General features: G+C 67.5%; 20 protein-coding genes and 1 pseudogene. 9 read left to right on the top strand and 12 right to left on the bottom strand.

What is annotated here, in order from left to right; translation table 11 throughout:
- Nucleotides 1-235: 235 nt before the first annotated feature.
- Entirely contained in the window at nucleotides 236-571 is a 336-nt protein-coding gene (locus tag C8J30_RS00615; protein WP_110803800.1) for a hypothetical protein, read from the top strand.
- Nucleotides 572-678: 107 nt separating this feature from the next.
- Nucleotides 679-1,512, top strand: coding sequence for an alpha/beta fold hydrolase (locus tag C8J30_RS00610; RefSeq protein ID WP_181420723.1), 834 nt, complete (start codon nucleotides 679-681; stop codon nucleotides 1,510-1,512).
- Here the strand turns inward: C8J30_RS00610 and C8J30_RS00605 are convergent, their stop codons facing one another.
- The gene (locus tag C8J30_RS00605; RefSeq protein ID WP_110803798.1) at nucleotides 1,513-1,779 is read right to left on the bottom strand and encodes a hypothetical protein; all 267 of its coding nucleotides are present in this window, start codon (nucleotides 1,777-1,779) and stop codon (nucleotides 1,513-1,515) included.
- On the opposite strand from C8J30_RS00605, the gene C8J30_RS00600 reads away from it, so the two are divergent.
- Nucleotides 1,778-2,302, top strand: a complete 525-nt coding sequence (locus C8J30_RS00600; RefSeq protein ID WP_146227837.1) for a hypothetical protein — start codon at nucleotides 1,778-1,780, stop codon at nucleotides 2,300-2,302. The genes C8J30_RS00605 and C8J30_RS00600 overlap by 2 nt on opposite strands.
- 252 nt (nucleotides 2,303-2,554) lie before the next feature.
- Here the strand turns inward: C8J30_RS00600 and C8J30_RS19205 are convergent, their stop codons facing one another.
- The 9 genes and pseudogenes from C8J30_RS19205 to C8J30_RS00555 form a co-directional block, all read right to left on the bottom strand.
- Nucleotides 2,555-3,037, bottom strand: coding sequence for a DUF2169 domain-containing protein (locus C8J30_RS19205; protein WP_281269348.1), 483 nt, complete (start codon nucleotides 3,035-3,037; stop codon nucleotides 2,555-2,557).
- A complete protein-coding gene (locus C8J30_RS19200) occupies nucleotides 3,004-3,582 on the bottom strand; it encodes a DUF2169 domain-containing protein (RefSeq protein WP_110803796.1) in 579 nt (192 codons plus the stop codon). The genes C8J30_RS19205 and C8J30_RS19200 overlap by 34 nt, the downstream gene beginning before the upstream one ends.
- A complete protein-coding gene (locus C8J30_RS19460; RefSeq protein WP_110803795.1) occupies nucleotides 3,570-5,174 on the bottom strand; it encodes a type VI immunity family protein in 1,605 nt (534 codons plus the stop codon). The genes C8J30_RS19200 and C8J30_RS19460 overlap by 13 nt, the downstream gene beginning before the upstream one ends.
- A gap of 19 nt (nucleotides 5,175-5,193) precedes the next feature.
- Nucleotides 5,194-6,213, bottom strand: coding sequence for a PAAR-like domain-containing protein (locus C8J30_RS00580; protein ID WP_181420722.1), 1,020 nt, complete (start codon nucleotides 6,211-6,213; stop codon nucleotides 5,194-5,196).
- Nucleotides 6,214-6,335: 122 nt separating this feature from the next.
- Complete coding sequence (locus C8J30_RS00575; RefSeq protein ID WP_110803793.1) at nucleotides 6,336-6,704, bottom strand: hypothetical protein; 369 nt, start codon at nucleotides 6,702-6,704, stop codon at nucleotides 6,336-6,338.
- Nucleotides 6,705-6,719: 15 nt separating this feature from the next.
- Nucleotides 6,720-7,259, bottom strand: a complete 540-nt coding sequence (locus C8J30_RS00570; protein ID WP_110803792.1) for a hypothetical protein — start codon at nucleotides 7,257-7,259, stop codon at nucleotides 6,720-6,722.
- A 6-nt stretch (nucleotides 7,260-7,265) separates the two neighbouring features.
- Nucleotides 7,266-7,490 carry a hypothetical protein gene (locus C8J30_RS18820; protein ID WP_110803791.1) on the bottom strand — a complete coding sequence of 75 codons (225 nt, stop codon included), beginning with the start codon at nucleotides 7,488-7,490 and terminating at the stop codon, nucleotides 7,266-7,268.
- A gap of 259 nt (nucleotides 7,491-7,749) precedes the next feature.
- On the bottom strand, nucleotides 7,750-8,568 hold the full coding sequence (locus C8J30_RS00560) for a hypothetical protein (RefSeq protein ID WP_110803790.1): 819 nt from the start codon (nucleotides 8,566-8,568) through the stop codon (nucleotides 7,750-7,752).
- A gap of 12 nt (nucleotides 8,569-8,580) precedes the next feature.
- Nucleotides 8,581-10,616 (bottom strand): annotated as a pseudogene (locus C8J30_RS00555) (type VI secretion system Vgr family protein).
- 1,032 nt (nucleotides 10,617-11,648) lie between these two features.
- Here C8J30_RS00555 and C8J30_RS00550 point away from each other — a divergent pair.
- The 4 genes from C8J30_RS00550 to rsgA all read left to right on the top strand — a co-directional run bounded on the left by C8J30_RS00550 (nucleotide 11,649) and on the right by rsgA (nucleotide 14,289).
- Nucleotides 11,649-12,263, top strand: coding sequence for a TetR/AcrR family transcriptional regulator (locus C8J30_RS00550; protein WP_110803789.1), 615 nt, complete (start codon nucleotides 11,649-11,651; stop codon nucleotides 12,261-12,263).
- Nucleotides 12,263-12,583 (top strand): DnaJ family domain-containing protein, encoded by a 321-nt coding sequence (locus tag C8J30_RS00545; protein ID WP_110803788.1) that lies wholly within the window; start codon nucleotides 12,263-12,265, stop codon nucleotides 12,581-12,583. The genes C8J30_RS00550 and C8J30_RS00545 overlap by 1 nt, the downstream gene beginning before the upstream one ends.
- 67 nt (nucleotides 12,584-12,650) lie before the next feature.
- On the top strand, nucleotides 12,651-13,025 hold the full coding sequence (locus tag C8J30_RS00540; protein WP_110803787.1) for a GFA family protein: 375 nt from the start codon (nucleotides 12,651-12,653) through the stop codon (nucleotides 13,023-13,025).
- A gap of 229 nt (nucleotides 13,026-13,254) precedes the next feature.
- Nucleotides 13,255-14,289, top strand: coding sequence for a ribosome small subunit-dependent GTPase A (rsgA, locus tag C8J30_RS00535; protein WP_110803786.1), 1,035 nt, complete (start codon nucleotides 13,255-13,257; stop codon nucleotides 14,287-14,289).
- A gap of 52 nt (nucleotides 14,290-14,341) precedes the next feature.
- Here rsgA and C8J30_RS00530 read toward each other — a convergent pair whose 3' ends face one another.
- On the bottom strand, nucleotides 14,342-14,809 hold the full coding sequence (locus C8J30_RS00530) for a MarR family winged helix-turn-helix transcriptional regulator (RefSeq protein ID WP_110803785.1): 468 nt from the start codon (nucleotides 14,807-14,809) through the stop codon (nucleotides 14,342-14,344).
- A 96-nt stretch (nucleotides 14,810-14,905) separates the two neighbouring features.
- On the opposite strand from C8J30_RS00530, the gene C8J30_RS00525 reads away from it, so the two are divergent.
- On the top strand, nucleotides 14,906-15,355 hold the full coding sequence (locus C8J30_RS00525; RefSeq protein ID WP_110803784.1) for a hypothetical protein: 450 nt from the start codon (nucleotides 14,906-14,908) through the stop codon (nucleotides 15,353-15,355).
- Here the strand turns inward: C8J30_RS00525 and C8J30_RS00520 are convergent.
- Nucleotides 15,276-16,178, bottom strand: coding sequence for a helix-turn-helix transcriptional regulator (locus C8J30_RS00520; RefSeq protein ID WP_110803783.1), 903 nt, complete (start codon nucleotides 16,176-16,178; stop codon nucleotides 15,276-15,278). The two genes, C8J30_RS00525 and C8J30_RS00520, sit on opposite strands and share 80 nt — an antisense overlap.
- A gap of 113 nt (nucleotides 16,179-16,291) precedes the next feature.
- Between C8J30_RS00520 and C8J30_RS00515 the strand changes: the two genes are divergently transcribed.
- Nucleotides 16,292-17,152: a DMT family transporter gene (locus C8J30_RS00515; RefSeq protein WP_110804256.1), complete on the top strand. Its 861-nt coding sequence runs from the start codon at nucleotides 16,292-16,294 to the stop codon at nucleotides 17,150-17,152.
- Nucleotides 17,153-17,374 lie beyond the last annotated feature (222 nt).

The raw sequence follows: 17,374 nt of genomic DNA, 5'->3' as shown, positions 1-17,374 counted from the left end.
TTCGATATTTGCCCGTCACGACCGGGGCGCACCGTGCCGCGGACCTCTGCCGGGCGGATGGCACCGCGCGGGCGACGCCCCCCGGTGCCTTGCGCGCTGCCAAGGACCCGGGGGGCGACGATCAAGACCATCGGCGCGATGGCTGCCTTTCTGGCCGCGTCCAAAGCGAAGACCCTGACCGCCGGGATCCACGCGATCGACGACGGCCATTCCATCACCGCCCGAGGAGGCCGCCATGGTCCGCGTCTTTGAGGACACTTATCCGGCCCGCGCCGCCGATCTTCCTTCTGCGGCGCCGCACCCGCACGGCAGCCGCGTCAGAGCCGGCCATTCGGCGCGGCTGACGGCGGCGATGCAACAGGCCGAAGCCCTGATTGCCGCCTTTCACGACAACCGCGCGCAGCGCTCCAGCTTCGAGGCCTGGGTCGCCTGTCAGCGCGATGCCACCGAGCAGCTGGTGCTGCGCCTCGCGGCGCTGCGCCGCCGCAGCGATATCTTCCTCGCGCAGGACGCCGAGGACGGCCCGCCGGTTCTGACCCCTGACACGGAGCCGCGGGGCGCCTCGATGTGATCGGCCCCGTCAGCACCTTTCACCGCAACGGCCCATTCGGGCCGGAGCCTCATTGACAGTCCGGCCCCGCGCTTCGATGGTGTCCCGGCAAAGAGACACCGGGAGGGGTGATGCAGGAATTTCGGGCCGAGGATGGCGCAAGACTGGCCTATCGCGATCAGGGCGACGGGATTGCGCTTCTGGCGCTGGCGGGGCTGACCCGCGACGGGCATGATTTCGACTATCTGGCACATCATCTGCCCGATGATGTGCGGCTGATCCGGCTCGACAGTCGCGGCCGCGGCGCCTCGGACTGGACCGGGGCGGCGAGCTATACCGTGGCACAGGAGGCCCGCGACGCGCTGGCGCTGATCGACCATCTGGATCTGGCGCAGGTGGCGGTGATCGGCTCCTCGCGCGGGGGGCTGCTCGGCATGGCGCTGGCCGCGACCGCGCCGGGGCGTCTTTCGGGGCTCTGTCTGAACGATGTCGGCCCGGTGCTGGAGCGCGCGGGGCTCGACCGGATCGGCACCTATATCGGCCTGCGCCCGACGGTGCCGACGCTGGAGGAAGTGGCCGACCGGTTGGCCGCAGCAATGCCCGGTTTCGTCCATGTGCCAAGCTTGCGCTGGGCCGAGGAAGCCGTCCGGCATTATGTGCAATTGGCCGATGGCGTCGGGCTGAGCTATGATCCGGCGCTGCGCGAGGCCTTCGAAGCGGCGATGGCGGCCCCGGCAGCCGATCTCTGGCCGCTGTTTGACGCCTGCGCGGGCCTGCCGCTTGCGCTCATCCGCGGCGCGAATTCCGACGTGCTTTCGGCCGAGACGGCAACCGAGATGCGCCGCCGCCGCCCGGACATGCTCTTTGCCGAAGTGCCCGACCGCGGCCATATCCCGTTTCTGGACGAGCGCGCGGCGCTGGGCTGCATCACCGCCTGGCTCGACCTTCTGCGGGCGCGCTGATCACAAGGGCATCCGCTGTGCCAGCGCCTCGGGCGCGGGAGCGGCGGAGCGCACGCCCATCTCCTGCAGCGATTCCTTGACCGCAAGCCCGACGCGGCTTCTCATCTCGGGATCGATCCGCCCGATGCAGCCGATGCGGAAGCTCTCGACCACGGTCAGCTTGCCCGGACAGATCAGGAAGCCCCGCGCCTTCATCGCCGCAGATAAGCGCGCGAAATCGAAGGCGGGGTCGGCGGGCGACAGGAAGGGGACGAGGATCGGCGACATGGGTCGGCGGCGTGAACCGCCATTGCCCGGCCTTTTCGAAGGCGGCCCCGCGCCCAAGCGCGCATCCGAGCCCGAGAAGCGGGCTGGCCGTCCCCGTCTCGCCCAGCATCATCGCCGGGCAAAGCGGATCGGCATGACCCCGAGGCAACTGGGTCTGGGCCACGACGCCATATTCCTCGGCGCGGAACCGCTCGCCATTCAGATCGCTGACGATCCCGTCAAGCGCGGCCTCCTGATCCCGCCGGACCCCGAAGATCGCCTGCCGAAGACCTTGTCCCAGCAGACCACGGCCGGGGTCGGCGGCGGCAAACGGCCCTTGCGCCAGAGCCGGAGGCGCAAACCGCACCCGCTGCGCCGAGGCCTGCGCGGGATCGCAGGGCCCGAGCAGATCGACGCAGGCGGCCTCGGAGGGCAGCGGCGCATGGGGATGGGCGGGACCGAAGACGGGGCGGGCGCTCAACGCGTCGAGGTCCAGCCGCAGCGGTGCGACCAGACTGTCCACCGCCGCCCAAAGCACCCTTGACCGCGCGCCAGCCGCTCGAAGACGGCGGGCAGAGCCTGCGGGGCGGCGGCGTCAGCAATCCGGCCAGCCGGTCTGCCAGCGCGGGCATGTCCTGCACCGCGGGATCGAAGGCGCCCTCGAGCGGGCGGCCATCGCGTCTGATGAAAACCGGATGGCGGCGAAAGGCATTCTCCCCCGCAGCGAGGGCCGCGAAGGTGGCGGGCGCATCGCCAAACGGGGTCTGCAGCGCGCCAAACAGGATCTCTGCCGCGATCATCGGGCCACCCCCGCAATCTGGTGCAGGCGCAGCACGGTCTTCTCGATGTCGGTTTCGAACGGGCCGCAGGGCAGAGTGGCGAGATAAAGCATCGAGACGCTGCGCAGATCGAGATCAAGATCGACCCGCGAGAGCCGAAAGTGCAGGGTCTGCCTGCGGCCGCGAAAGGTGACCACCGCGGCAGGCACGATCTGCGGCAGCCGAAAGCGCCCGATCGGCATGGGACCGGTGCCCGCGATCGCGACCTCCTCGCCGCCATGCAGGACCGGGGCGATCCACTGGTCGCGCGGGGCTGAAAGCTGGAAATGCGGGTCGTAATCAGCGGGGGGCAGCGGCGCGCGGATCGCTTCCCACTCCGGCCCGCAGGTGCCCGCAAGGGCCGCCCGGGCGGGTCTCCAGCGATCGACCGGTCCAAAGCCCACCGGCTGCAGGCGCTCGAATTCGGTCACACCGATGCCTGGCGGCAAGATCCGGGGCAAGGGCAGAACCGTGCCCTCGGGCAGAGATCCGGCCTCGTGCAGGCCATAACCGGTGCGGTCGGGTTTTCGGGATCGGCCTGCCCCCGGGGGGAGGTGCCGCCAAAGGTATTTTCCCAGCGCAACGGTGTGGCGGCCAGCGGCCCGAGCGGTTCGACACGCCAGCGCCCGGATCGCAACACCGCCTGCGCCGGAGGATGCAGCACGGCCGTTTTCTCCAGCTTGCCCAGCCGGAAACCAAAGGACTGCGGCGCGCGCGCGTCGGGCGTCGCCGGATGCAGCGTGCCGTGCAGCAGGACCTCGCTGCAGGGGGCGAAGGGCAGGATATCGTCCTCGTGCAAAAGCCCGCCATCGGGCGCATATTCGGGCGCAAGCCGCACCGGGGGCAGATCCTGCAGCGGCGTCACGAACCCGTCCGAGACCGGCAGGCCGAAACTGGCCCGCATCGCCACGACCCAGTGCTGCCGCCCCTGCACGTCTCGATCCGGCAGGGTGAAGGCCGCAAAGGGGGTGTGGTTTTCCAGCGCCCAGAGTTTCACCCGCGCCACCAGCTTTCGAACTGATCGGGCAAGACCGGAAGCGGTCCCTCGCCCGCCGCCTGCAGGGCCTCGAGCCGGGGGCGGGCCAGGGCACAGCCCTCGGCGATCAGCGCCTGCGCCTCGCCGGCGTCGATGTCGAGAACGCGCGATGTGCCGCCCTGAAACTGCACCGCCGCATGGGTCTCGTCGCAACCCGAGATCAGATCGTGGATCAGCAGGAAGCCCTCGGAGGCGCGCAGGGGGCGCAACCGCGCCAGCGTCACGATCAGCACCGACCAGCTGCCGGGATGCAGCAGATCGAGACAGGACAGCCGGGTCTGCCTCGGGTCATACTCGAAGAGGAAGCCGTTCTGGCGCGCGGAAAACCTGCGGATCTCGGCAAGGAATTGCCCCGCCGGGGTGGGGTCGCTCGCGCGCGCGATCTGCGGCAGATCGGGCCCAAGAAGGATCGGCAGCCGCTCCCAGTCGGGATGGCTGTCAAACCCCGGCCCCGGGCGGGCAAGCCCCTCGGCCAGAGCCTCGGGCGTGATGCGCAGGCGCAGGATCAGCGCAAGGGGCGTGGCCATGATCAACGCCTTTCGAACCGCCGCAGCCAGGCGAGGGTTTCCTGATAAGGGGCCATCGGCTCGGGCATACGGATCAGACACCCGGGCGCGTTGGGATAGTCCATGAAGCGCAGCGGCCGGAGGATCGCATCGACATGGCGGTACCATTCGGGCCACAGACCGTGGTTCACATCGCCCATCTCGGGCAGCGCGCCCGCGCGCAAGAGCACGCGCGCCAATAGCGGAAATTGGCGCATCCGCCCCCATCTCGGGCAGCGCGCCCGCGCGCAAGAGCACGCCGCCATCGTAGTCATGAAGCGTGATCTGCGGATCCAGCATCCCCGCCAGCGCCTCCCGGCCGCCCAGCGCATCGACATAGCCCTGCCCGAGGATGGTCAGCAAGTTCACCGTGCGGATACCGCCCCACAAGGGCGCCTCGTAGCCCGGCCAGCTGAAATCCAGACCGGGGAACCGCTTGAGAAACGGGGTGTATTCTTCGGTCCGCATCGGCAGCATGCCGCGCTCGGAAATGGGCGCGATGCCGGCGGTGCCCTGCTCGGGATGCAGCCGGTTGCACCACTCGAGGATCAGCGCGATCAGCGTGTCGGCATGATCGACGCAGCGCGCCACCGGCCAGCAGACCTCGAGGGTGGAGCGTTTGTACTCCGGCCGCCCCGGGCCCTCCATCGCCATCCCGATATGGCCGGAAAACTGGTGTTGCGCCGGGGGTTTGCCATCGGCGCCATCGATGAGGGTGATCCATTCATCATCGCCATCGATCTCTTCCGGGGCGAGGCGCTTGCGGTAACAGTCAAGGAAAGAGGCATCGCGGATCGGAGAATAGCGGTTGGCCCCCGCGCGCAGGAAGGCATTCGTGGCCGGGCGCGTATCCTTCCAGTAGCGGCCCGCGACATCGACCAGCGCCTCGCGCATCGCGGGCGCGCGCCCGTCGGGATAGCTGAGCAACACCTGGAAGGCGAAGCGCAAGACTCGCCAACGCTGCCGCTTTGTGTCCAGAATAATCAACTCGTCGAGCTTTTTCAGATCCTGTTCCATGTCCTATTCCCCCCGAGTCTCATTGCGTGACAAGGGTCACGGCGGCAGTTCCGGCGGCGGCGGCCCCGGCAGCGGCTGCCGCCGCTTCGCACACGCCGCTGGCCCAGCAGGCGAAAATGGCAAGGCCCGCGCCCGCCGTGACAGCGGTGTATTTGGCGACCTTGCCCCAGTCTGTCGCCGGTTCCTTCTGCGGGCTTGGCACCGTCACCGGAACCAGCGCGCCCGGGGGCGGATCATCCCAGCAGCCGCATTCCGTGACATCCAACAGATCGCAATCCGTCCCCAGACCCTGTGCCGCACGATTGTAGGGCGAGCCCCGCGTCAGGGCCTGCGTCGGGCGCAATGTGTCGCGGGGGCATTTCATCTCGACAAGCCGGGTGACAGTGCCGGAGCCGTCGCGCAGGATGCAATCGGGCCGGATCCCGCCGCCGGGGGTCATCGGGTTGCTCGTCGGCACCGAGCCTTTGCCGCCCTGGCTCATGATCATCGAGAAGCCGCCATCGCCATTCTTGCGAAACGAGACCTCGCGCCAGATCTGCGCATCCTGCTTGGGATATTGGCCGTCGTAATTGTCCTTCTCGATCTTCTCGGCGACGCATTTCTGTTTCAGCGTCACGGTCTTGCAGGCACAGGCGGAATCGCACAGCTTGTCCTTGATCTCGTCGACGCTCAGACATTGCTGGTTCAAGCCACCCAGCGCGGCGGTATTGCCGTTGTTCAACAGCATCTTGTCGGACAGCCGACAGGCCGGTTGGCCCCCGAGAAACACATCGGCCGACCAGCTGAGCCAGGTCGCGCGGTCCCTGTTGGTGCCCGATTTCACCCCGCCGCCAGAGCCCGGTTCGTCGCCGATCGATGTCGAGACCTCGGAGCCGCGATTGGCGCAACTGTTCCCGCCATCGGCAAAGACCGTGGTCGTGCCCTCGGCCACCTGCACGATCTTTGCCGCGTCGATGCGCACCGTGCCATCGGCGCGCACCGTCAGCCGGGCGGCGCCGGTCTCGACGACAAAGGCGCGCTCGTGCGGATCATCCCGCACCACCTGCAACGGCGCCCGAAGCTGCGCAATCTCGGGGCGGTCAACCCGGCCGCGGCGGGCTCGGAAAAATCGGCCTCCTGCAATTCACGCATCGACTGTCCTTTCTCCTCGGCCCGACCGGGTCATTGCGTCGCGAAGGCGGGCTGACGCCGCAGCGCAACCTTGATCGTCTCGACGACGCAATCGGCATGCAGGAAGCGCGCGCGGCTCAGGTCAGTGACCGGGTCTGCGGCAAGCACGCCAAGGACCACCATCTGATCCACGCCCGCAATCACCGTCGTCGTGGCGGCGATCGTGGGGGCGCCCTCGCCGAGCGTGATCCGGTCGGAAAAGATCTGCGTGGCCAAGCCGACCTTGTCCTCGGGGGCGGGCAGGATCGCAACGCCCCCCTCCAGCCGCCAGGGCGTGTCGGGCGCGAGCAGGTTCGACAGTTCGATATCGACCACATCGGCGGCGATCTTGCGGGCAAAGGCATCGTCGGCCGTCGCCAACGCCTTGCGCAGCCTTTACGCCTCCACGGGATCGGTCCGGCGCCAGACCACCGTCACCGCGCTGTTGCCGTCAGGGTCGTTGCGGTCGGTGAAAAGCCGGATCGCCGCCGCGGCCCCGGGCGCGGCATCGGCCGAGTGCAGCTGCCAATTCTTGGGCAAGTCCCCACTCAATGCCGTGCCGTCGGTCGCCAGCGGCCATGAGGCCAGCGCCGTCCTGACCGGGTCCGCCGCGACATCCTGCGCGGCAAGCGTGCCGAAGATCCCCGCAAGCATCGGCTCTGCCCAGGTCGCGTGATCCTTTGCATAATCGGCGCGCAGCACCACCAGACGGGTGCCAAAGCGCCAGGCGCCGATCCGCACCAGCCGTTCGGAGCCACGCGCGACCGTTGGCGCCAGAACCTCGCCCCGGTCGATCCCGCGGCTCTGCCCGAAGACCGGGAAAAGCCCCCAGACCTGCGCCATCTCGCGAGCGTAATCGAAGCCGCGCGCAATCAGATCGGGGGCGATCTCGCCACAATAAAGATCCAGTTCCAGCCGATCGCGGTCCTCGGGCACATAGGCCTAGGCGATCCGCCCAAGCGAGGGCACCGCGCGACTTGCCATCGGCTCGCCGGGGGTTTGGGCGTCGGTCTCGTCGACGAACCAAAGCATGTTGCCGGGCGCGCTCAGCGCGAGGCGCAGCTGATCGCCCGCAGTCCTTGCCGGGCAGGCAAAGCTCTGCCGCGTCTCGGAGGGCTGCGCGACAGGGCGCAGCGGCAGATGGGTGTCCCAGTTCGGCTCAGCCACGGCCCGAGCCCCCGGGAAACCGCCCGCCAGGATCGCTGCAAGCGCAATCGCTTGCCCTCGGCCTGCGCGCCCACCGCGCCCGAGGCCTCGCCCCCGAGACAAAGGCCGATGTCCCACGTCTGGTCGAGCATCGCGCCATGGCCGTCGAACGCCCAGTTGTAAAACCGGTTGTAGGCATCGACCGCCCGCATCGGCGTCAGGCACAGCTCGCCGCCCGCCTTCACTTCCACGACATTGACCGAAGCACCGAGCTTGCCCTTCAAGGTCGCTTCCCGGGGGTGAGGATGGCGACGGCCTCGGCACTGCCCGCAGCTTTCAGGAAGGCAGCATCGCCGCTGGCCGAGACCAGCCCGTCCTTGTTCAGATCGACATGCCCCTGTGCGACCGCGGCCGCGCCTTTTGCCGAGATCGGGGAAAGGGTCACCCCTCCCTTGGTGATCGAAAACGCCGAAGTGGCAGCGCCTTCCACCTTGCCGATGCCAGAATTCCCCGAGGCAAAGCTGGCCCCCGCCGAGCCGAAACCATCCTTGAAGGCGGCAACGTCCTCGGACTTGCCCCAGGTCTTTTCGGCCAGCTGAACATCGATCGGCTTCCACTTGCCCGTCCAGTCCTTGTCGATGGCGCGGGTGCCGTCGGGGTTGCGACGGGTGTAGCCCGAGGCCAGATATTCCCGCACCCCGCGCTGCGCCGCGACGCTTTTCCCCGCCTCGTCATAGGACCGGCCGACCTGTCCAAGCTTCAGCGGGCTTTCCGCAGGTTTCGCGGTGTCCTTCGGGGCGGAGGCCGCCGGAACAACCGCATTGACGGGCGAGGCGACGGCAAAGTCTTGCGCGGCCTTCACGTCGGGACCATGCGGCGAGGGCGCTCCAGCCACGGGCGGCGGCGTGGGCGTCAGTCGGGGCATCCCCAGCCCGATCAGCATCGGCCCAGGGCGCTTCGGCGCCGGACACCAGGGATAGCGATCAAAGGTGGACAGGTCGGTCTTGAGCATGTCGAGAACGGGCTGCGTCCCCTCGGACCTTGTCCAGAGGATCCCCGTCACGGTGCTCGCCGCCTGCCCGCTGTCCCGCCCGCCCATCCCGCGCGCCCCTCAGTCTTGCGAAATCTTGTCGGCCTTGAGCATGATCGACTTGCCCTTGATCACGATGTTGCCCTCCTTCGACATCGTCAGAATGGCGTTTTCGCCGACCTTGATCGTCAGCTGATCGCCCACCCGGATGTTCATCACCTGCCCCACATCCACATCCGCCCGCCCGCGCAAGATCAGGCTCCGGGCCTTGCCGACCGTGGTCTGAAACGTGTGCCCGACGACGATCGACTTCGCGGCGCCGACGATTTCGGAACTGCCGACGCCGACCACCTCGGAGCGGTTCTTCTCGACGAAAAGCTGATAATTGCCCTTGCCGAAGTTGAACGGGTCGGGGATCTTCAGCTTCCCCATCATCTTGCCGACCCCGTCAAAGAGCAGCTTCGTCTTCGCCATCAGCAGGTCCGAAAGCGGGTTTTGCCCCACCGCGATCGACATGTTGCCCGAGATCACCTCGTCATGATCGCCACCGACCTCGATCGACTTGTCGTTGCCGACCTGTTCCGACTGGTCTCTGCCGATGCGCTCTGACCGGTCATTGAGGTTCTCGACGTTCATATCCTTTTGTCCGTGAACGAAAATCTCCTCCGCACCCGCCTTGTCCTCGAAGCGCAGCTCGTTGAAACCCCGGCCCTGATGGGTGTTGGTGCGAAAGGTCGAACGGGTCTTGTGGGCGGGCAGGTCATAGGGCAGCGGATTGGCCCCGTTGAACACGCCCCCCGTGACGCGCGGCTGATCCGGATCGCCGTCGAGGAAGTCGACCACAACCTCCATGCCGATCCGCGGGATCACCATGCCGCCCCAGCCCGCCCCCGCCCAGTTCTGGCTGACGTGGCAGCGCATCGATCGCGCGGCCATCGTATCCCAATGAAATTGCACCAGAATGCGGCCGTATTCGTCGCAATCGATTTCGCCCTCGCCAACCACTTTCGCGGTCTGCGGCCCGCAGACATCGGCGCGTTGGGTCTTGCGTTCGGGCACCATCGGCGCTGTGGAGGGCATCAGGATATGGCGCCCGGCATAGGCGAAATCCTCGGCCGCGGTGCCCGTGCCGTAGCTGTCGGAACTGACCCTGTGCTCGGCGACGCGGCACAGAAACGCCTCGCCCCGCCCCGGAACCGCATCGCCCGAGAGCGTCACCCGGGTGCCTGCGGCAAGACCCGGGATATCGCCCTCGGCGGCGAAACGGCGGTCCTGCCCGCGTTCGGACCCTGTGTGCAGACGCGCCACGACCTTGCCCCGGCCCTGCTCGAGGCAATCGCCCGGCCAGTCGAAACTCTCAATCTTTCCATGCGGATAGGCGGCGTCGCCCAGTGCCTCGACCGCCATCGCCGCGTTCGGTTTCTTGAAGTTGCAATCGGTCAGCCGGACCGCGCCGGTGCCGATCCGCCGCGCCGGCTGCCAGCTTTGGAAATGCTCGATCTCCTGCTGATGATGCCCCTCGGCCGGGTGATAGGGCCGCGTGCCGATCGAGGGGTGGCTTTCCACCATGTCGGAAAGCACCATCGTGTGCGTCCACATATCATGCTGAAAGCGATAGGAAATCCCGTGCCGCTCCAGCATCCGGCGGACAAAATCCATGTCGCTTTCGCGAAACTGCACGGTGTATTCAAGGGTCGGGTCGTCATGCGACAGCGTCCCCTCGAACCGCCCGGCGTCGGCGTGATCCGAGAGCACCTCGGAGACGATCTGCACAACGGTTTTGTCATGGAAAATCCGTTGGTTGCGGCGCAGCGAGGCGAGGAAGAACCAAGGTTCAGGCGCAGGGAATAGCGCAACCCGTTCTCGCCCGCGCCGAGCCAGCGCGCCTCGGTGACGATGCCGTCGAAGTACCGCTCGCCTGCGGCGGTTTCCAGCGTCACCGTGGCATGGGTGCCAATCAGCTGATCAAAGTCGATCTCGGCGCTTGCGGCAAGGCATTCGACAGTGAAGTCAAAGAGATCGTTGAGTTTTTCGATGCCCGAAAAGCGCTGCAGGACAAGGACGTCCTTGCCCAAAACGGTGGAAAGACGACCGGTGCGTGCGTCTTGGGAAAGCATCGTGATCGGGAACACTCGTCAGGAAACCAAGACGAGCCTATCCAAAACGGAATATCCGGCAAGAAAAAAACAACCCCGCGGTGTTTGGCGCGAGACTGTGCGAAGCGCGGAGCGCAGATCGGATGGGCGCTCGGGGCCGCGGACGCCGATCTGCCCGTTGCGGGGGCAAGATGGCCGCCGCGGCGGACTTGCCATCGACAGCAGGTCCGATGCCCCCTTCGCACGGCACGGCCCACCGCAGGAAAAGGCCCCCGTCCTTGCGGACAGGGGCCAGGTTCGTCGATCAGGTGCATGGCGGTCCGGTCCGTTCGACTACGGGAATTTTTCTGTTTTCTCCGCCCCGTGCGGGGTTAAAGACGACGCAAAGCTGGCGCAAATTCACCCGTAAACCTCTGATATTCCTAGGGGCAAAAGCGCAGCGGGCAGGAAATCAGAGGGAAAGTTTCGTGGAATCCTGGCCATCGCTCCGTAAAATCAGGTCCGTAGTTCCGTCAGATTGCGTTTCCGTCACACATGAAGGCTGGCACGGAAACCGCCTCGCCTCTGCCCCGCAATCTCTGAGCACACGGGGCGCGAGCAATCCTCAAAGTGAGTCAATATCTGCGCGCCGATACAGCCGTGCCTGTAGGCGGATCGGATCACGCCAGGCTCAATGCCCTCTGCATCAAGGCGCTTCCGAAGTGCATTCGGGTGAATGGCAAGCTCTTTCGACAGGGTGGCGAAGCGCGGGAAACCGAGATCGCACCCGATCCGGCCGCGCGGGCCTCACCGATCCCTGCCCTGCCAGAACCACAGCCGGCATTCGGCGCGGCGGTCGGCCTCGCTCAGCCCCATGTCGTCGAGCGCCTCTGAATGGCGCATTGGCTGGACCAGTTCGTCGTGCGATGGCGAGCGGAGGATGGCTTGTTCACGAAGACCGTCTAACCACATGGATTCAAAATGTGAATCCTCGATAGTCAGAGTGCTGCATCAACGCCGTGTGGCGCGGGCGCCGGTCTTGCAATATCCACTAACCAATCATATGATTGATTCATGGAAGAGCACTCTCCCCCCCAACATTATCTGCGGCACGAGACGCGGCGCGAGATGATCGCGGCGGCGGCCATCGCAGTGATCCTCGAAAAAGGCGCCGCCGCGCTGCGCACCCGCGATGTGGCCGCGCGCGTGGGCATCAACATCTCGACGCTGCATTTCCATGTCGCGACGAAATCCGACATGCTGCGGCTGGTGGCCGAGACGGTGCGCACGGCCTTTGAGGCGCTGCTGCCCCCCCTGCCCGACCCCGACCGCCCCGCGCCAGATCAGCTGCGCGCCGAGGTGCAGGCCTATCACGACAGTCTGCGTGACCGCCCCGAACTGGCCGCCTGTTTCGCGCAACTCACGCAGATCGCCCCCTCCGAGCCCGCGATCGGCGCACTGATCGAGGATTTCACCCGCAACTGGTGTGCCCGCTACGTCGAGATCCTGACGCTTGGCCGGGCCCAAGGCAGCTTCCGCGCCAATCTCGCGCCACTGCCGACGGCGTTGATGATCACCGGGGCGCTCACCGCCTTTGGGCCGCGCGGCCCCGGAGGGCTGGCGCAGTTCTGGCCGGTCTTCACCGAAATCGAACGCGGGCTGCAGGCCCGACCCAAGGGAGGAATGTGATGAAGTTTTCCGACATGGCCGAGCGGCAGATCCTGAAGGCGCAGGCCGAGGGGCAGTTCGAGAACCTGCGCGGCGCGGGCAAACCGCTCAACATGGAGAATGACGCGGGCAGCTCCGATGCCGTCGGCTTTCGCATCATGGCCGAGGCGGGGGCCCTGCCGCGCGAGATCGAGTTGCGCAAGGCGGTCGAGGCGCAAACCGAACGGCTGCGCGCGGCGAGGACCGAGGACGACCGCCGCCGCGAGGCCAAGGTTCTGGCCGATCTGCAGCTGCGCCTTGACATCGAAGCCGAGGCGCGGCGGCGGTTTTACGGCCGCTGAGCGCACGCGGGGGGCTGACCGATGGCCAAAAAGCCGCGAAGCTGGGCGAAACAGCGGAGGGCCGGGGATGAAACGCGTTGAGGGAGGCTGCCTGTGCGGGGCGGTGCGGATGGTGGCCAGCGGGCCGCCATTGCGGGTCGGCCTGTGCCATTGTCTTGACTGCCGCAAGCATCACGGCACGCTCTTTCACGCCTCGGCGGTGTTTCTCGCCACCGCGGTGGTCGTGTCCGGACAAACCTCCGACTTTCAGGGCCGCCACTTCTGCCCGGTCTGCGGCTCTTCGGTCTTTGGCATCAGCGGCGCCGAGATCGAGGTCAACCTCGGCGCATTGGACGCCCCCGACCAGTTCCGCCCGAGCTACGAGCTCTGGACGATCCGCCGCGAAAGCTGGCTGCCGCCCTTCCCGGGGCTGCGCGCCTTCCCCGGAGATCGCAACGACTGAGGCTCGCGCCGTGCCGGGAAGGTCACGGCGCGGCATCTCGCGCAGCCTCACCGCTGGCCGACTCGGGCAAAGGGGCGTACAAGAAGGGGTCGCAACACAGGAGGGGTTTTTGTCGGATCTTGCGCGCCTCCGGGCCGGGGCTATCTGAGCGGGTTTCCGCTTCCGCCTCGTCCCCCTGAACGTCATCGGCGCTTTCGCGCCTGTCTTTCAGTGTCCCGCGAGGATCATCATGACCGACACTCTCCCGCTCGCCGCACTCGGCTGGGCGCCTGACTTTCTGCGTCAACTCACGCTTGACGACCTCTCCACCCTCACCCCCTGCCGCGTCGCGGCGGTGCATCGCAGCCGGATCGAGGCGCTTGCCGCCACCGGGCCGCTCTCGCTTCTGCCGCCGCCGGGGCTTTCCACCGCCGAAATCGCCGTGGGCGACTGGGCGCTGTGCGATGGCACGCGGCTGATCCGCCTGCTCGAACGCCGCTCCACCCTTGCCCGCCGCGCCGCCGGCACCGGGGCCGAGCGGCAACTGATCGCCGCCAATGTCGACACGCTTTTCCTCGTCACCTCCTGCAACGCCGATTTCAACCCGGCCCGGATCGAGCGCTATCTGGCGCTGGCGCGGTCGGCCGAGGTCACTCCGGTGATCGTGCTGACCAAGGCCGACGAGAGCCCCGATCCAGAGGCTTGGCAGGCCCGGGCCGAGGCGATCGATCGCCGTGTGGCGGTGGTGACGCTTGACGCCCGTGCCCCCGGAGAGCGGCTTGCCGATTGGGCGCGGGCGGGGCAGACGGTAGCGCTCCTTGGCTCCTCCGGCGTCGGAAAAACCACCCTTGCCAATGCTTTGACCGGCGAGGTGCAGGCCACCGCGCCGATCCGCGCCGATGATGCCAAGGGGCGGCACACCACCACGGGGCGGCATCTGCGCCCGCTTTCGGCGGGCGGCTGGCTGATCGACACGCCCGGGATGCGTGAATTGCGCCTCAGCGGGGCCGAGGCGGGCATTGCCGCGACCTTCGACGACCTCGATGCGCTGGCCGGGGAATGCCGCTTTCACGACTGCACGCATCAAACTGAGCCCGGCTGCGCCGTGCAGGCGGCGATTGCGGCGGGCGCCGTCGATCCGGCGCGGCTGGCGCGCTGGCAAAAACTGCGCCGCGAGGACCGGATCAATTCGGAAACCCTGGCCGAGGCTCATGCCCGCGACCGCGCCTTTGGCCGTCTGACCCGCAAGGCCGGACGCGACAAGGCCCGGCTGCGGGGGGAGTGACCCGAGCAGAAGTCAAACCGCGCGACCGGAGGCAACGCCGGTCGCGCGCCCCTCAAGGCTGGGTCCCTTCCGCGTCCAGCCGCGCCCGCAGCACCGCCAGAACCCGACGCGCCGCCGCGAGATCCTCGGCCGCGATCCCCGCGGCGAGCACGTTCGACCGCGGATCATAAAGCGCCAGCGCCGCCGCAGAGGCCGCCGCCCCCGCCTCGGTCAGCACCACCAGCTGGGCGCGCTTGTGATGCGGGTTGGGGGCAAACTCCACCAGCCCCGCCTGCGCCAGATCGTTGACGATGCGCTGCACATTCTGCCGACTGGCGCCCAGATCGCGGGCGAGCCAGGCAACCGGCTGCGGGCGATCGGCCGTCCCCACCGCGCCCAACACCTGCCAGCGCGCCGAGGTCAGGCCCAGGGGCGCCACCAGCCGATCCCCCCAGCCTAGGATCAGGTTGTTCACCCGGAAAAGCTCCAGCACCAGCGCGGTCAGGGCCTCGCCTGCCGGGCTGCGCAACTCTGTGTGCATTCGTCAACAGTCTTTCGTTTTGACAACATGATGTCAATTGGAGTTCTTGTTGACGATACCGCAGCCCCGCGCTGCCTTCAAGCCAAGGAGTTCCCGATGACCAAGTCCCTTCACCCGATTGCCGGCCTTGTGGCGCTGGCCACCATCGCCAGCTTCTGGAGCGCCACCGTGCTTTCCGAACTCTTCGGCTCCCCAACCACCATCGCCACGGTCAAGACGGCGGTTCTGTGGGGATTTCTGATCCTGATCCCGGCGCTCGCCGCCACCGGCGCCAGCGGATTTGCGCTGGCACGCGGCGCCAAGGGCGGGGTGATCGGGGTCAAACGCAAGCGCATGCCGATCATCGCCGCCAACGGGCTTCTGGTTCTGGTGCCCTCGGCGTTTTTCCTTGCCGCTCGGGCGCGGTCCGGGGAGTTCGGGCCGGGTTTCACACTGGTGCAGGCGATCGAGCTGATTGCGGGGGCGGTCAACCTGGGACTGTTGGGACTGAACCTGCGCGACGGACGCCGGATGACGGCCGGGCGGCGCGCTGCGGGCCGCGTGTAACCTCGCGCCAGACCTGCGGGGTCAGCCCGGTCTCTGACCTGAAGGCGCGGGTGAAATGGCTCTGGCTGGAAAACCCGCAGCCAAGGGCGATCTCGATCAGCGGGGTGTCGGTGGCAAGACAGCGCTTCGCCTGCGCGATCCGGGCCGCAAGAACCCACGCCTGCAGCGTCACCCCCCGCGCGGTGCGAAACATCCGGTGCAGGTGGAATTCTGAAAGGCCGGTGACGTCCGCCAGATCACCAAGCCGGATCGGAGCGTCGAGATGCGCCGCGATCCAGTCGTCGATCCGGCGCAGAAGATGCGGCGCAAGCCCGCCTTTCAGCGTCACCGGTCGGTTCCCAAGGGCACCGATCAGATCGGCCCGCGCGGCTTCGGCCCCGAGCAGGTCGGCCCATTGCGCCGCCTGCGCCAGCCGCGCCAGCGGGGTCGCAATCTCGAGGCGCTCGGCAAAGGTCAGCTCCGGCAGATCGAGCCGTCGCGCGTCGCAGTCATGGATCCGGGCGAAATCGGCGCGCAGCCGGGCGTCGCTTTGGTACAGATGCACGAAGCGGAAGGGCGTGGTGATTTCCCAATCCGACCCTTGCCCCTCGGGCAGGATACAGACCGCCCCCGGCCGACCATGTCCGAAGCGCCCATCGGTGCGCCGCGTGCCGGTGCCGCCCTGCAGGTAAAGGCTGAAGACATGGCCGCTGTGGCCGCCGTAACACACGCGGTCATCGCGGTTTTCCCAGATCGCCACCGAGCCCGCCGCACCAAGGCTGAGCGCAGCGGTGGCGCGCGCGCTGGCAGAGGTTTCAAGCGTATCGCGGATGGTGCGGGTCATGCGCCACCCTACCGCGCCGCGCGCCGGGCCGCAAAGGGCGCGGGCGATTTCGGCGCAAGATCGTGCAATGGCGCGTCGGGGTTTCGGTGTATCTGCCCCGCAAGGAGACGCCCATGCCCACATCCACCCTCTTTCTCGCCACCGTCCTGATCTGGGGCACGACCTGGATCGCCATTGCCGCGCAGGTGGGCCTTGCCCCGGTGGTGGTATCGATCTTCTACCGCTTCGCGCTGGCGGGCGTGGTGATGCTGGCCGGGCTGGCACTGATGGGGCGGTTGCAACGCCCCGCCGTCTGGCGCTTCGTCTTCGTTCAGGCGGCTTGCCTGTTTTGCTGCAACTTCGTCGGGCTTTATTCGGCGACAGCGCTGATCCCCTCGGGCCTTGTTTCGGTGATCTTTTCGCTCGCCTCGATCTTCAACGCGCTGAACGCACGGCTTTTCTTTGGCGAGCCGATCAGCCGCCAGACGCTTCTGGCCGGAGGCCTGGGGGCAACCGGCGTGGGCTTGCTGTTCTGGCACGACCTCGCCGTGACGCTGAACCCCGACGCGCTGCGCGGCATCGGCTGGGCCGCCTTGGGCACCGCGTTCTTCTCCTGGGGCAACATGGCCTCGCGCGCCAACACCGCGCGCGGCGTGACCCCCGTCACCGCGAACGCCTGGGGCATGGGGATCGGCGCGGTGTTTTTGCTCGGGATCGTCACCGCCACCGGCGAGAAGCTGACTTTGCCGCAGGCGCCCGGCTATTGGGTCGCGCTCGCCTATCTGGCGGTGATCGGCTCGATCGTGGGCTTTACCGCTTACCTCTCGCTCGTCGCCCGCATCGGCTCGGCGCGGGCAGGCTATGCGACAGTGCTCTTCCCGATCGTGGCGCTGACCGCCTCGACGCTGTTCGAGGGCTACCATTGGACGCCCCTCTCGATCCTCGGTGCAGGTCTCGCGCTGTTGGGCAATGTGGTGATGTTCCGCCGCCGTTAGGGCGCCCCCGCACATCTTGCGTGCCAGGCTCATCGACTCGGCAAGAGTCCAGTGCGACATCACGCCCGGCACCGGCGAGATGGGCGGCCTTGCGCCGGCGCTGGAAGCGGATCGAGTGACCGCTTCGGCGTCCGATGGAGGGAGGCTCGAACGCCCGGTCAGGGCCGGGCACGTCGATCAGGCTCATCTTTGGTGCCCGAGGTTTGGTTTCGCCCGGGCCGT

Origin of the sequence: Rhodobacter viridis (genome assembly GCF_003217355.1) — a bacterium.
GTDB classification, from domain to species: domain Bacteria; phylum Pseudomonadota; class Alphaproteobacteria; order Rhodobacterales; family Rhodobacteraceae; genus Rhodobacter; species Rhodobacter viridis.
This window is presented reverse-complemented; position numbering and strand designations above follow the sequence as displayed.